The 14148-nt window shown below is 67.2% G+C and carries 14 protein-coding genes; 9 read left to right on the forward strand and 5 right to left on the reverse strand.

The window, feature by feature from the left end:
• Nucleotides 1–33: 33 nt before the first annotated feature.
• The gene (locus tag L6D89_RS28895) at nucleotides 34–2055 is read left to right on the forward strand and encodes an alkyl/aryl-sulfatase (protein ID WP_236201912.1); all 2022 of its coding nucleotides are present in this window, start codon (nucleotides 34–36) and stop codon (nucleotides 2053–2055) included.
• A 279-nt stretch (nucleotides 2056–2334) separates the two neighbouring features.
• A complete protein-coding gene (locus tag L6D89_RS28900) occupies nucleotides 2335–2955 on the forward strand; it encodes a hypothetical protein (protein WP_236201913.1) in 621 nt (206 codons plus the stop codon).
• Nucleotides 2956–3027: 72 nt separating this feature from the next.
• Here L6D89_RS28900 and L6D89_RS28905 read toward each other — a convergent pair whose 3' ends face one another.
• Complete coding sequence (locus L6D89_RS28905; RefSeq protein ID WP_236201914.1) at nucleotides 3028–3435, reverse strand: hypothetical protein; 408 nt, start codon at nucleotides 3433–3435, stop codon at nucleotides 3028–3030.
• 449 nt (nucleotides 3436–3884) lie between these two features.
• Here L6D89_RS28905 and L6D89_RS28910 point away from each other — a divergent pair, with 449 nt between their 5' ends.
• The 4 genes from L6D89_RS28910 (at nucleotide 3885) to L6D89_RS32670 (ending at nucleotide 6652) form a co-directional block, all read left to right on the forward strand.
• Entirely contained in the window at nucleotides 3885–4178 is a 294-nt protein-coding gene (locus L6D89_RS28910; protein WP_236201915.1) for a hypothetical protein, read from the forward strand.
• Nucleotides 4179–4363: 185 nt separating this feature from the next.
• Nucleotides 4364–5386 (forward strand): GlxA family transcriptional regulator, encoded by a 1023-nt coding sequence (locus L6D89_RS28915; RefSeq protein WP_236201916.1) that lies wholly within the window; start codon nucleotides 4364–4366, stop codon nucleotides 5384–5386.
• Between the two features lie 116 nt (nucleotides 5387–5502).
• On the forward strand, nucleotides 5503–6426 hold the full coding sequence (locus tag L6D89_RS28920; RefSeq protein ID WP_236201917.1) for a 2-hydroxyacid dehydrogenase: 924 nt from the start codon (nucleotides 5503–5505) through the stop codon (nucleotides 6424–6426).
• A 100-nt stretch (nucleotides 6427–6526) separates the two neighbouring features.
• Nucleotides 6527–6652 carry a hypothetical protein gene (locus L6D89_RS32670; RefSeq protein WP_276574850.1) on the forward strand — a complete coding sequence of 42 codons (126 nt, stop codon included), beginning with the start codon at nucleotides 6527–6529 and terminating at the stop codon, nucleotides 6650–6652.
• Between the two features lie 3 nt (nucleotides 6653–6655).
• Here L6D89_RS32670 and L6D89_RS28925 read toward each other — a convergent pair whose 3' ends face one another.
• Entirely contained in the window at nucleotides 6656–7498 is an 843-nt protein-coding gene (locus tag L6D89_RS28925) for a LysR family transcriptional regulator (RefSeq protein WP_236201918.1), read from the reverse strand.
• 106 nt (nucleotides 7499–7604) lie between these two features.
• Between L6D89_RS28925 and L6D89_RS28930 the strand changes: the two genes are divergently transcribed.
• Nucleotides 7605–8096 (forward strand): DinB family protein, encoded by a 492-nt coding sequence (locus L6D89_RS28930; RefSeq protein WP_236201919.1) that lies wholly within the window; start codon nucleotides 7605–7607, stop codon nucleotides 8094–8096.
• Nucleotides 8097–8100: 4 nt separating this feature from the next.
• On the opposite strand, the gene L6D89_RS28935 is transcribed toward L6D89_RS28930, so the two are convergent.
• The 3 genes from L6D89_RS28935 to L6D89_RS28945 are packed head-to-tail and all read right to left on the reverse strand — an operon-like array spanning nucleotide 8101 to nucleotide 11074.
• Nucleotides 8101–8880: an ABC transporter ATP-binding protein gene (locus L6D89_RS28935; RefSeq protein WP_236201920.1), complete on the reverse strand. Its 780-nt coding sequence runs from the start codon at nucleotides 8878–8880 to the stop codon at nucleotides 8101–8103.
• A complete protein-coding gene (locus tag L6D89_RS28940; protein WP_236201921.1) occupies nucleotides 8877–9941 on the reverse strand; it encodes a FecCD family ABC transporter permease in 1065 nt (354 codons plus the stop codon). Before L6D89_RS28940 ends, L6D89_RS28935 begins: the two co-directional genes overlap by 4 nt.
• Entirely contained in the window at nucleotides 9938–11074 is a 1137-nt protein-coding gene (locus L6D89_RS28945) for an ABC transporter substrate-binding protein (RefSeq protein WP_236201922.1), read from the reverse strand. The genes L6D89_RS28940 and L6D89_RS28945 overlap by 4 nt, the downstream gene beginning before the upstream one ends.
• A 189-nt stretch (nucleotides 11075–11263) precedes the next feature.
• Here L6D89_RS28945 and L6D89_RS28950 point away from each other — a divergent pair, with 189 nt between their 5' ends.
• Together L6D89_RS28950 and L6D89_RS28955 are read left to right on the forward strand one after the other, a co-directional pair.
• Entirely contained in the window at nucleotides 11264–11986 is a 723-nt protein-coding gene (locus L6D89_RS28950) for a response regulator (protein ID WP_236201923.1), read from the forward strand.
• Nucleotides 11986–13362 (forward strand): ATP-binding protein, encoded by a 1377-nt coding sequence (locus L6D89_RS28955; protein ID WP_236201924.1) that lies wholly within the window; start codon nucleotides 11986–11988, stop codon nucleotides 13360–13362. The genes L6D89_RS28950 and L6D89_RS28955 overlap by 1 nt, the downstream gene beginning before the upstream one ends.
• Nucleotides 13363–14148 lie beyond the last annotated feature (786 nt).

Genomic DNA, 14148 nt, shown 5'->3' on the forward strand with positions numbered 1-14148 from the left:
GGGTACAGCGCTTCAAGCAAGAAGGAGCTTGAGATGAAACTGATCGCGCAATCTTCGAACCCTCTGGATGGCCAGGGCACTGCCAGGCTGTGGAAATTCAGCTCGTCGTTCCTGTTGGCCGCGGCCATCTCCATGACCACCCAGGCCTGGGCCGCCGAAGCGCCCAAGCCGGCCACCGATGCCACCAAGGCAGCCAACGACGCACTGCTGCAGGAGCTGCCGTTCAACGACAAGACCTCGTTCGAACTGGCCCACAAGGGCTTCATCGCGCCGCTGCCCGCCGAGCCGATCAAGGGTGAGAAAGGCAACCTGATCTGGGACCCGGCCAAGTACAACTTCATCAAGGAAGGTGAAGCCGCGCCGGCCACCACCAACCCCAGCCTGTGGCGGCAATCGCAGCTGATCAACATCTCCGGCTTGTTCCAGGTCACCGACGGCATCTACCAGGTGCGCAACTACGACCTGTCGAACATGACCATCGTCGAAGGCAAGAGCGGCATCACCATCTTCGACCCGCTGATCTCCGCCGAGACCGCCAAGGCGGCGCTCGACCTCTATTACGCGCACCGGCCGAAGAAACCGGTGGTCGCGGTGATCTACACCCACAGCCACGTCGACCACTACGGCGGCGTGCGCGGCGTGGTCGACGAGAAGGACGTGAAGGCCGGCAAGGTGAAGATCTACGCGCCGCTGGGCTTCCTCGAACACGCCGTGGCGGAGAACGTCATGGCCGGCACCGCGATGAGCCGCCGCGCCAGCTACATGTACGGCAACCTGCTGCCGCCCAGCGAAACCGGCCAGCTCGGCGCCGGCCTGGGCACCACGACTTCCGCCGGCACCGTGACCCTGATCCCGCCCACCGACATCATCTCCAAGACCGGCGAGAAACGCGTCATCGACGGCCTTACCTACGAGTTCCTCTACGCGCCGGGCAGCGAGGCGCCGGCCGAGATGATGTACTACATCAAGGAGAAGAAGGCGCTCAACACCGCCGAGGACTCCACCCACACCCTGCACAACACCTACTCGCTGCGCGGCGCGAAGATCCGCGAGCCGCTGCCCTGGTCGAAGTACCTCAACGAGGCGCTGAAGATGTGGGGCGACGATGTGCAGGTGATGTACGCCATGCACCACTGGCCGATCTGGGGCAACAAGGAGGTCCGCGACCAGCTCTCCTCGCAGCGCGACATGTACCGCTACATCAACGACGAGACCCTGCGCCTGGCCAACAAGGGCCTGACCATGACCGAGATCGCCGAGCAGGTGAAACTGCCCAAGGGCATCGCCGATCGCTTCTCCAACCGTGGCTACTACGGCTCGCTGAACCACAACGTCAAGGCCACCTATGTGCTCTACCTGGGCTGGTTCATCGGCAACCCGGCGACCCTGTGGGAACTGCCGCCCGAAGAGGAAGCCAAGCGCTACGTCGACATGATGGGCGGCGCAGACGCCGTGCTGAAGAAGGCCAAGGAGTACTACGACAAGGGTGACTTCCGCTGGGTGGCCGAGGTGGTCAACCACGTGGTCTTCGCCGACCCGAACAACCAGGCGGCGAAGAACCTGCAAGCCGATGCGCTGGAACAGCTCGGCTACCAGGCCGAGAGCGGCCCGTGGCGCAACTTCTACCTCACCGGCGCGCAGGAACTGCGCAACGGCGTGCAGAAGCTGCCGACCCCGGACACCGCCAGCCCCGACACCGTCAAGGCGATGGACCTGGACCTGTTCTTCGACTACCTGGCCATGCGCCTGAAAGGGCCTGAAGTCGCCGACAAGCACATCACCCTCAACTTCGACTTCACCGACCTGAAGCAGAAGTACAGCCTGGAGATGGTCAACGGCGTGCTCAACCACACCGAAGGCGCGCAGGCGAAGGATGCCGACGCCACCATCACCCTGACCCGCGACACCCTGAACAAGCTGATGCTCAAGCAGACCACGCTGAAGGATGCGGAAGGCTCGGGCGAGATCAAGGTGCAGGGCGACGCGGGCAAGCTCGACGAGCTGATGAGCTACATGGACAACTTCGACTTCTGGTTCAACATCGTGACGCCCTGACGCTCCCTCCGAAGCCTGAAGGGTTCAACGGCAAGCCATCCGCGACGGCGGATGGCTTGCCGGCTTTTTCAGCGGGGCGGCCAGTGGCATGGCCGCCATTCGCGGACGGTGCTCCCGCAGTCCGGCAAGTCGGACCCGAACCCTGGGCAGGTCGACGCGGCGCCGGGTAACTGGCGCACCATCGGTTGTTGCCGTGCGCAGCCGCCCATCGAGCCCGGACGGCCACTCAACGAATGCAGCCAGCGACGGCCGGGTAGCGTGATGCGGCCAGGAGGAAGCATGCTCAAGTTCATCAAGACAACCATTGCCGGTGGCTTGCTGCTGATCCTGCCCCTGGTCCTCGTGGTCATCCTCATCGAGAAGGCAATCCACCTGCTCAGCGGTCCGCTGCAGAAGGTGCTGCCGTTGTTCGACGGTTTCGGCGTGGCGGCGGCGACCTCCGTCACCCTGGCCGCTGTCCTGGCGCTGGCCGCCCTGTGCTTTGTTGCCGGCCTGCTGGCGCGGACCCGACTGGCATCGAAGGGGCTGCAGACGCTGGAGGATCGCCTGCTCGGCAACCTTCCTGGGTATCAGCTGCTCAAGGATGCCACCGCCCGTTTTGCCGGGCTGGAGCAGATCGAAGGTGCGCGCGTCGGTATGGTCAGCGAGGGCGGTGGCTTCCGCCTCGGGCTGATTCTCGAAACCCAGGGCGACTGGGTGCTGCTCTATCTTCCCGACGGCGGCCCCGCAGGAGGCACCGCCGGTGAGGTGCGGGCCCTGCCGGCGACGGAAGTCATGCTCACAGAGATTCCCTGGCTGTCCCTGCTGGCCTGCCTGCGGCGAGGTGGCAGAGGTACCCTGGAACTGGCGGCCCGCCACCTGGATGTCAGTGCCCTGAGAAATCCACCAGCGGCCGACTGATTGGCCGCAGCCGGCGCCCGGGATTCGACCAGGCCCGCCCGGCAGCGGGCCTTCCGGCGGCGATGCAAGCCGTCAGTGATGCTTGTGCTTGTGCTTGTGCTTGTGGTTGCCATGCCCACCATGATCGTCGGCCAGGCTGTTGCCAACCGCGCTGCCCGCAGCGCCCCCGAGGCCCGCGCCGACCGCGCCGCCGGTGGAACCACCGAGATTGTTGCCGATCACCTGTCCGCCGGCTGCCCCGAGGCCGCCGCCGATTGCCGCTTCCGTCTTCTTGCCGTTCTTCGCCGACATGGCCCCGCCGGCCGCGCCGTCGACACCCGCACCGATCGCTGCGCCAGTGCTGCCGCCGACGGCATTACCGACAACGCTGCCCAGTGCGCCGCCCAGCCCGCCACCGACGGCGGTGCTGGCCGTTTCGCCAGCCATGACGCCTTGCGACGCCAGGATAGTGAGCGCAAGCGCGGAGAGTGACTTTCGCATCATTCGTTCCTCAAACTGTATACAAGAGACCCAGTCTGTAGGATGCGGAAATGACCGACAAACCGACCTCCAGGCTTCATCGACCTGGGTCAATGAAACTGTCCTGAATGCTTCCGCCCATCGCTTCGTTGTGTGCCCTCACGGCAGCGATTCCGGCGCAGGCCGATCGGCCGACGAGGGCTCCGCGGCGGGAGGCGCGCCTTCTGCTCAAGCACCGCCGCGCGAACATGCGCGTCTGCACGCCATGCCTGCGGCCCTCGTGCGGGCCTTGTATCCCACTGTATCTGCCGAGCGCCGAGACACGTGGCGAGATGACCACGGCGCTTTTCGACACGCTGCAGATACTCCGCGAGTCCTCAATGAGCTCCAACAGTTCAGCGGACATGGCAGGAACCCAAGGTTCCCCAGTGCGTTGAACTGCCCCCTTTGGACCCTTGAGGATCGATGCCATGAAAAACCTGAAGACCTTCGTGACCGCCGTTGCCTTCTCCCTGGCCGGCGTGGCTGTCCATGCCAATGCAACCGAGGCGAGCTGCGCCCATGCGGCCACCTGTTTCCAGCTGACGCCCCTGGCCGAGCGGAGCGTGACGCCACAACTGGCCGAAGATGGCTTCAGCCGGACACCCCTGGGCATGCGGGTAGATTCGCCAACGCCGGAACAGCAGCGGATTGCCGCCGACGGCTTCGGCAGGACGCCGCTGGGCAAGCGCGTTGCTGCAGCGCAGGAGTCGGGCGTGGCCTGATGTCGGCCCGGCGAGGTGCATGCCCTGACGGCTGCGGTGAATGGTGGTGTGGATGAACTGGCCCGGCGCGGAGGCGTTTGTATAATCCCTGCCAGAAGCGGCAGGTCGGCTCTGTGCCGGGCGGTCACACCGGTGGACGCCCGGCCGCGGCGACTGCCGGCCAGCATTCGCAAGGGTACGCAACCGTGGAAAGAAGGCAGTTCAGCGAATCGATGCAGGGGCAGAACCTGCGTTTCGTCAGCGCGCGCAAGGGCGAGCCGCAGCGCCAGCACAAGGTCGGTTTCGTCCTGCTGGAGCACTTTTCGCTGCCAGCCTTCACCCAGGCGCTGGACACCCTGGTCACGGCCAACCTGATCTGCGAAGAGGCATTCACCACGCGGACCTTCAGCCTCGATGGCGAGTCGGTCACCAGCGACCTCGGATTGCTGATCTGCCCGGCGGCCGCACTGCAGGGCAAGGACCTGGACATGGACTTGCTGGTGGTCTGCGGTGGTCTGCGCACGCCGCTCAGGGACATGCCGGCTCTCAGCCGCCTGCTGCAGCTCGCCGACGAGCGCGGCATCGCCTTGGCCGGTCTGTGGAACGGTGCCTGGTTCCTCGGCAAGGCCGGCCTGCTGGATGGCTACCAGTGCGCGGTGCATCCGGAGAATCGTGCGGCATTGGCGGAGGTCGCGCCGCACTGCGTGGTCACTGCCGAAAGCTACATCCTCGAGCGCAACCGCCTGACCGCCGGCAGCCCGACCGGCGCCTTCAACCTGGTGCTGGAGTGGATTCACAGCCTGCACGGCCGCGAGCTGGTCGAAGGCATCGTCGACATTCTTGCCTTCGAGGAATCGCGCTACCGCCGGACTCGCCCGGCGCTGCACGAAAAGATGACCGAGCCGCTGCGCGAGGTGCTCAACCTGATGAGCGCGAACATCGAGGAGCCGCTGAGCACCGACCAGTTGTCCGCCTACGTGGGCCGCTCCAAACGCCAGCTCGAGCGGCTGTTCCAGGAGCAGCTGGGCACCTCGCCGGTACGCTACTACCTGGAGCTGCGCATCACCGAGAGCCGGCGCCTGCTGCAGCACTCGGACCTGTCGCTGGTGGAGGTGGCGCTGGCTTGCGGCTTCGTCTCGCCCAGCCATTTCAGCAAGTGCTACACCTCGTTCTTCGGCCATTCGCCGTCGAAGGAAGTGCGCCTGGGCTGCGTACGTTCCGCCAGATAGCGCGGGTGCCCGGTGCGTCGGTCTGCGTGCCCGCAGTGCCTTGCCGGTGGTGTTCCCCGGGTGGGTCGGCTGGTTAACTGGCCGGACGTGCGAAGAACAAGAGCGAGGAACAGGACGTGATCTTTCTTTACAACGCCGAACCCGAACACGCGGACCAGTGGCGTGCCCTGCTGGCCGCCCAGGTACCGGACCTGGAGTTCGTCGAAGGCTTCGAATCGGTCGACCCGGCGCGTGTCACTTACCTGCTGACCTGGAAAGCGGTCGCCGATATCGAGCGTTATACCAGCCTGCGTGTGTTGTTCGCGGCGGGCGCCGGGGTGGACCAGTTCGACCTGTCGAAGATTCCCGAATCGGTGGCGCTGGTGCGCATGGTCGACGACTCCCTGGCGGACATCATGGCCGAGTTCGTGGTGATGTCCGCGCTGGCGCTGCACCGCGAGATGCCGGCCTACCGCGTGGCGCAGGCCGCCCAGGTGTGGGAGCCGCTGAGCATCCTCCCGGCCGCGACCAGTCGGGTCGGCGTGATGGGCCTTGGCCAACTGGGCCAGGCCTGCCTGGCGCAACTGCGCCACCTGAAGTTCCAGCTGCTGGGCTGGAACCGTTCCGCGCGACAGATCGACGGCGTGACGACCTACACCGGTCCCGGGGAGCTGGCGAGCTTCCTGTCCCAGTGCGACATCCTGGTCAACCTGCTGCCGCTGACCGACAGCACGCGCGGCATCCTCAACCGCGAGACGCTGGCGCAGTTGCCCAGGGGCGCGGGGCTGGTCAATGTCGGCCGCGGCGAGCACGTGGTGGAAGCCGACCTGCTCGCCGCGCTGGATGCGGGGCAGGTGGGGGCGGCGATCCTCGACGTGTTCCAGCAGGAACCGTTGCCGCAGGCGCATCCGCTGTGGTCGCACCCGCTGGTGTGGGTCACGCCGCACATTGCCAGCACCATGCAGGTGGAAGGCGGTGCAGCGGTGGTGGCGAAGAATATCCTGCGTGACCTCGAAGGCGCCGAACTGCTGCATACCGTGGACCGGCAGGCGGGCTACTGAGGCGTTTGGCTTATCACTGAAATAGCCGGCGCAAGCTGTTTGTCCGGATCGGCACTTTCGATACTGGCGGCTCCCAACCGCTGTTCAGGAAGTGCCGTTCATGGATCACGAACCGATCGAAGCCGGCGATTTCGCCTTCATCCACTTCGCTGCCGTTGCCTGGTGCGGCGCACTGATCGCCGCCCTGGCGCTGCTCCTGGCGCGGCTGGGCGTGCTCCTGCACTGAGGCTCAGGTGCTGACGGCCTGGCTCAGTGCGTCGATCAGCGCGCGCGTCTGCGCGTCACGCTGGGCGCAATAGAGCACCACATCGCGGGGTGGCAATTCAGGCAGGCCGAGGCGCTCGCGCACATCGACGCAGCCCGCCGGCGCCATGCGCTCGACCATCGCGCCAATGCCGATACCGGCCGACACCGCCGCTCCTATGGCAAGAATGCCCGAGCCGACGAAGGCTTCGCGCCAGTTGCGGTTCTGCCCCTGCAGCGCGCTGCTGACCATGCTGCGCATGCCGCAGGGCGCCGGCTGGATCGCCAGTGGCAGCGGCGCGCCAGCCTCCAGCTCGAACGACTTGGCAGCCATCCAGCCGAAGCGTGCGCTGCCGATCAGCTCGCCGTCCTGGCGGCGGTTGTCGTGGCGCAGGATCAGCGCAATATCCAGTGCGCCTTCCTCGTAGCTCTCGAGCATCTGCCGTGAAGTGCCCAGGCTGAAGGCCACGATCACTTGCGGATCGGCCTGGGCCAGACGCCTGAGCCAGTGGCTCAGGTCTGCGCCGAGGATGTGGTGGCTCACGCCGATGCGCAGGGTCCGTCGTGGCGTGTCGAAGCAGCGCAGTGTTTCGTCGTAGCTCTGCAGCAGGTGGCGGGCGCTGGCGAGGAATACTGAACCGTGGGCGGACAGGGTGACGCGGCGAGGGGTGCGCGCCAGCAGGGCGCGGTCGAGGGTTTCCTCCAGGCGCTTGATCTTCAGGCTGATGGCGGCCTGGGTCGTGCCGGTAACCTCGGCGGCGCGGGTGAAGCTCTTCAGGTCGGCGACCAGCACAAAAGCGCGGATGGCCTCTATATCGGGGGTTTTCATGGCAGCGAAGCGTCCTTGGGGCTGCTGCCAGTCTGGCAGCTGGGCGGGCACAACCCAAGCCCCGGATGCGCTACAGTGCCGCCTTCGAGACTGACAAGGAGCTGCGATGCTGACCCAGGCCTTCGCCTACAAATGCTGGTCGGACCGCCGGACACTGGACGCCGTCGCCCTGATCGACCGCGAGCGCTTTCCCGCCGAGCACGCCTTCGCTCTGCAGCAGCTCAATCACATGGCCATCGTCGAGGAGCTGTTCCGCGCACGGCTGAACGGTGAAGCGGACCCGCACCCGGCGACCAACAGCGCGACGCTGCCCGGTTACGACGAGCTGCGCGAGCGCCTGCTGAGCTCCGCCCAGTGGTACGTCGAGCAGCTCGCCGCGCTGACCCCGGAGCAGGGACGTGAAGTCATTCGCTTCCGTTTCACCGACGGCCGCAGTGGCAGCCTGACTCGCGAAGAGATGTTCTTCCACATCCTCAACCACGCGACCTACCACCGCGGCTCCATCGCCCGCGCGCTGGACCAGGCTGGCGTGGCGCACCCGGCCGACACCTACACGGTATTCGTGCACGCCACGCAACCGCAGCGCCGCGAGAGCTGAGGACTCAGCAGGCCACCTCGTCGATGATGATCTGCAGCGTCTGCCGCGAGCAGCGTTCGACCCGCGCCCGGACGCCGTAGACCTCGCCGAACAACGCTGGCGTCAGGATGCTTTCGGCATCGCCGGCGGCCACCAAGCGGCCCCGGTGCAGCACCGCCAACTGATCGGCGTAACGCGCGGCGAGGCCGATGTCGTGGAGCACGGCGATGGCGATCAGGCCGTGCTGGCGCACTTCTTCCTGCACGCATTGCATGACCCGCAGCTGATAGTTGAGGTCCAGCGCGCTGGTCGGTTCGTCCAGCAGCAATACCTGTGGGCGCTGTGCCAGCAACTGGGCCAGGCTGACCATCTGCCGCTGGCCGCCGGAGAGACGGTCCAGGCGCTGGTCGCGCAGGTGCAGGATGCCGACCCGGCGCAGCGCTTCGAGGGCAGCGGCCAGCGGGTCGGCGCGGCGCAGATCGGTGTCGAAGGGGTTGACCCGCAGGCTGGCCAGCAGCGCATCGAGTACGCTCAGGGCGATGCCGCCGGGCAGGTGCTGCGGCATGTAGGCGATGCGCCGGCTGCGTTCGCCGACCGACAGCGATGTCAGGGATTGGCCGTCGAGACTCAGCTCACCGCGTACGCTCTCCAGGCCCGCGAGACCGCGCAGGAGGGTCGACTTGCCGGCGCCGTTGGGGCCGATCAGTGCGGTGAGGGTGCCGCGTTTCAGTTCCGGCAAGGTCACCTCGTGGACCACCGCATGGCGGCGGTAGGCGACCGTCAGGTTCTGCGCAAGCAAGCTCATGCGTGGCGTCCTCCGCGGCAGACCAGCACGACGAACACCGGCACGCCGACCAGTGCAGTGACGATGCCCACCGGTACGATCAGCCCCGGCATCAGCAACTTGCTCGCCACCGACGACAGCGACAGCAGCAGCGCACCGACCAGGGCGCTGGCCGGCAGGTAGAAACGCTGGTCCTCGCCGATCAGCAGCCGCGCGATGTGCGGGCCGACCAGACCGATGAAGCCGATGGTGCCAACGAAAGCCACCGCGCAGGCTGACAGCAGGCAGATGCGCAGCAGGGCAAAACGGCGCAGGCGGCGCACGTCCACACCCAGGCTGCGGGCGCGGTCCTCGCCCATGCGCAGCACGGTGAGCTTCGACGCGGCAGCCTGGGAGAAGGGCAGGCACAGGGCGAGCACCAGCGCCAGCGCGCCGGCCTTGTGCCAGTCGGCGCGGGCGAGGCTGCCGAGGGTCCAGAACACCAGCTGTTGCAGCACGTCCTCGCTGGCCATCATCTGCAGCAGCGCCACCGCCGCGTTGCAGCTGAACACCAGAGCGATGCCGAACAGCACCAGGCTTTCCACGCCGCCACCGCGCAGGCGCGAGAGCCCTTGCAGCAGGACCAGCGACAGGCAGGCGAAAACGAAGGCGGCCAATGAGACGGCCGTGTTGGCCGACAGCCAGGCGTTGCCCAGGTGGAAAAAGATTGCCAGGGATGCGCCCAGCGCAGCCGAAGACGACACGCCGAGGGTGAAGGGGCTGGCCAGCGGGTTGTCGAGGATGGTCTGCATCTCCGCGCCGGCCAGCGCCAGCGCACCGCCCACCAGTAGCGCCATCACCGCGTAGGGCAGGCGCACATTCCAGATGATCACTCGCTGGCTCGGCTCCAGCTCAGCCGGATGCAGCAGGCCGTGGAACAGCGCGGAAGGCGTCAACCCGGACGGCCCGCTGAGCAGGTCCCAGGCCAGGGAACCCAGCAGCAGGGCGAGCAGGACGACCAGCACCGCCCCGCGGCGGCGCAGTTGCAGCCGGCGCTCGTGGCGCGCCAGCTGCAGGTCGATCGTGTCCACGGCGGCGTTCATTCCGGCTGGCCGGCATCGACCCAGTAGGTGCCGTCCAGGCCGATGCGCAGGAAGTCCTGGTTGATCTGTGCCTGGGTCTGCGCCGGGTCGAGGTCGGCGAAGCGTTCGGGATGCACCCAGCGCGCCATGGCCTCGATGGCGAGGATGTTGAACGGCGAGTTGTAGAAGTCGTGCCAGAGGCCGTGGGCCTTGCCGTTGCGGATGGCGTCGAGGCTGGCGAACTCGGGGCGCTGCAGGACCTTGCCCAGGCTTTCGCGGGCCTGTTGCTGGCTGACGCCGGCGCCGAGGATCAGCCCCGGCTGGCGGTTGCCGGTGGCGATGTACAGGTCCGGTTTCGCCGACAGTGCGTATTCCACGCTGATGTCGCCCAGCGCGCCGGGCACCACGCCGGCGGCGATGTTGCGCCCGCCGACGGTGTCGATCACGCTGCCCAGGCCGCTCTTGCCGGTGGTGTGCCCCGGCGCCTGCCAGACGCCCGCCAGCAGTTCGAGGAACACGCTCGGCTTGTGCGCGTCATCCAGCCCGGCCACGCCATCGCGGATGCGCTGGAGGTGGGCGTCGTAGAACTTCAGGTACTGGTCCGCCTCGGCCTGGCGACCGAGCGCCGCGCCCAGCGCGGTGAGACTGGTGCGCACGCCCTCGATGGGGTGCACGCGGAAGTCGACGAACAGCACCGGGACGCCGGCGGCGGCGAGGATATCGGCGATCGGGCTGTGCTGGGTCGGACCTTCGCCGGCGATGCTGAACACCGCGAGGTCCGGCTTCAGCGCGAGGATCTGCTCGGCGCTGACGCTCTGCTCCGAGGCCTGGCCGATCAGCGGGATCTGCTGCACCTGGGGGAAGCGCTGGGCGTAGACGTCGAAGGTGTGCGGGTCGAGCAGACGCACGTCGTTCTGCCAGCCGACCACGCGCTGGAAGGGGTTGTCGCGGTCGAGCAGGGCGAGGGCGAAGAACAGGCGGCCTTCACCCAGCACGACGCGCTGGGCATTGCCACTGACCTCGACCTTGCGCCCGAGCACGTCGGTGACGCTCAGCGCTTCGGCGGGCACGGCGAGGCCGAGCCAGCCCAGGCAGAGCAGGGCGAGGGTGGCGAGGGAACGGAGCAGACGGGAGCGGGACGACAGGAAGGGCATGCGGAACGACCTGGGCATGAAGTAGAATTAATCGCATTTGCAATCCACTCTACCGCTGCCGCCGCGGGCGAGCCGGGCGGCAATGTATCGGATCGGCGTGAAATCCCGCGCCACAACAATCCATTACATTTGCGCCGTGCAACCCGTGTCGCCAGCCCGTACCGATAGCGCCCCGCCGCGAGTTTTCCGATGTCCAGGCCAGACCACATCCTCGTCGTCGACGACGACCCCGAGATCCGCCAGTTGCTGGCCGACTACCTCAAGGGCATGGGCTACCAGGTGTCCGCCGCCGCCGATGGCCGCGAGATGCAGCGCCAGCTGCAAGTGCAGCCGGTAGACCTGGTGGTGCTCGACCTGATGCTGCCCGGCGAGGACGGCCTGACCCTGTGCCGCGACCTGCGCGCGCGCAGCGACGTGCCGGTGATCATGCTCACCGCGCGGGGCACGCTGATCGACCGCATCATCGGCCTGGAGATGGGTGCCGACGACTACCTGCCCAAGCCCTTTGACCCGCGCGAATTGCTGGCGCGGATCAAGGTGGTGCTGCGCCGGGTACAGAGCTTCCCGCAGCGCGCCCAGGTGGATGAAGCAGCGACCATGCGCTTCGCCGGCTGGGAGCTGGACACCCGTGCCCGCCACCTGCGTTCGCCCGCCGGGCTCAGCATTGCCCTGGCCGGCTCGGACTTCCGCCTGCTGCGCCTGCTGCTGCAGCACCCCAATCGGCCATTGAGCCGGGATTTCCTGCTGCGCCAGGTGTTCGACAAGGAGCGCCTGCCGTTCGACCGCGCCATCGACGTCTGCGTCAGCCGCCTGCGCCAGCACCTGGAAGATGATCCAAAGTCGCCCCGGCTGATCCGCACCGTGCGCAACCAGGGCTACGTGCTGACCGCCGACGACGTGGTCAGCGCCTGATGCGCCTGTGGCCGCGCACGCTGTTTGGCCGGCTGGTGGTGATCCTGGTGGGCGGGATGATCGCCGCCCAGGTGCTCACCGGCAGCATCTGGTACGACGTGCGCCACACCCAGGCGCTGGAGATTCCGCTGCGCCTGGCGGCGGCGCGGCTGACTGATCTGCAGCACCTGCACCAGCGCCAGCCGGCGGATTTTCCGCAGGCGCTGAGTGCACTCGACAGGCCGGGATTCGAAGCGCGCCAGGTCGATGCGCCGGAGGACCCCGACGGCTCCTTCGACCCGGCGGCCGAACGTCTGTTGCGCCGTGCCGTGCAAGACCAGGGCGGCGATGCCCAGGGCTTGCGCTTGTTGAGCGTGGAGTTGCGCGATGGTGTCGACGAGCGCACTGGGCTGAGCGGATGGTTCACCGGCAATGGAACGAAGGCGCATCTGTTGCTGGCGGCGCCACTGGGCGAAGGCAGTTGGCTGCGTATCTCGATGGTCGAAGGGCAGGGCTGGAGCAGCCAGTCGACCCTCGACGTGGCGCTGGATTACCTGTTGCGCCTGTACCTGCTGCGCATCCTCGTCGTCGTGCTGCTGGCCTTGCTGGCGGTGCGCCTGGCCATCGGCCCGCTGGACAAGCTGGCCCGTGCCGCCGAAGCCCTGGGCAAGGACATCCAGCGCCCGCCGCTGGCCGAGGAAGGCCCGCTGGAAGTGCGCCGCGCCGCCCGCGCTTTCAACGCCATGCAGCAGCGACTGATCCATAACCTCGGCGAGCGCATGCGCTTCCTTGCCGCCGTGTCCCACGACCTGCGCTCGCCGATCACCCGCCTGCGCCTGCGCACCGAGATGCTCGAGGAAGACAGTGCGCGGCAGAAGATGCGCAAGGACCTCGATGACATGGAAGGGATGGTCACCGCCACCCTGGACTTCATCAGTGGCAGCGACCTCGACGAGGCGCGGCAGAACCTCGACGTGAATGCGCTGCTGCAGAGCCTGCAGGCGGATTTCGAGGAGCAGGGCGCAGCGGTTTCCGTCTCAGGTCGAGCGCTGCAGCCGCTTCCGGGGTATCCGCTGAGCCTGCAGCGGGCCTTGCTGAATCTGCTGGAAAACGCCGTGCGCTATGCCGGCGGCGCGCAGGTGCAGATCGAGGACAGTACGCAGGCACTGCGTATCCGCGTGCTGGATCGCGGGCCGGGCATTCCCCCGGAACAACTGGAGCGGGTAACCGAGCCGTTCTACCGGCTGGAACAGTCGCGCAATCGTTCCACCGGCGGTTATGGACTGGGCCTGAGCATCGCCCAGACCATCGCCGCGGCGCACCATGGCCGGCTGGAGCTGCGCAACCGCGAAGGCGGAGGGCTGGAGGCGACGCTGCTGTTCGACCGCGGCGCCTGAGTGTTTGATGTCCACGATCTCCGCCCCTGCCGGCTGGGCCTCTCTGTAGGAGCGAGCTTGCTCGCGAACCGCTTGGCGCCGTGCCGTGCAGGTTCGCGAGCAAGCTCGCTCCTACAAGGGAAGCATCGCTGTGGGGATTGGGTCGCGAGCCTGCCCGCCGGGTTTCCGGGGAGGAGTCCTGATGGTGGACAGATTCGCGGCTGAACCTGACGCGCCACCGCTCGGCATCATGCCGCGCCAGGTCTCTGTGTAGGAGCGAGCTTGCTCGCGAACCGCTTGACGCCGTGCCGTGCAGGTTCGCGAGCAAGCTCGCTCCTACAAGGGAAGCATCGCTGCGGGGATTGGGTCGCGAACCTGCCCGCCGGGTTTCCGGGGAGGGAGTCCTGATGGCGGGCAGGTTCGCCGTTGAGCGGGTCGCGCCACCGCTCGGCATCATGCCGCGCCAGGTCTCTGTGTAGGAGCGAGCTTGCTCGCGAACCGCTTGACGCCTTGCCGTTCAGGTTCGCGAGCAAGCTCGCTCCTACAAGGGAAACATCGCTGCGGGGATTGGGTCGCGAACCTGTCCGCCGGGTTTCCGGGGAGGAGTCCTGATGGTGGACAGATTCGCGGTTGAACCTGACGCGCCACCGCTCGGCATCATGCGGCGCCAGGTCTCCGTGTAGGAGCGAGCTTGCTCGCGAACCGCTTGGCAGCGTGCCGTGCAGGTTCGCGAGCAAGCTCGCTCCTACAAGGGAAACATCGCCGTGGGGATTGGGTCGCGAACCTGTCCGCCGGGTTTCCGGGGAG

The organism is Pseudomonas pseudonitroreducens (assembly GCF_021603645.1).
GTDB lineage: Bacteria > Pseudomonadota > Gammaproteobacteria > Pseudomonadales > Pseudomonadaceae > Pseudomonas > Pseudomonas pseudonitroreducens.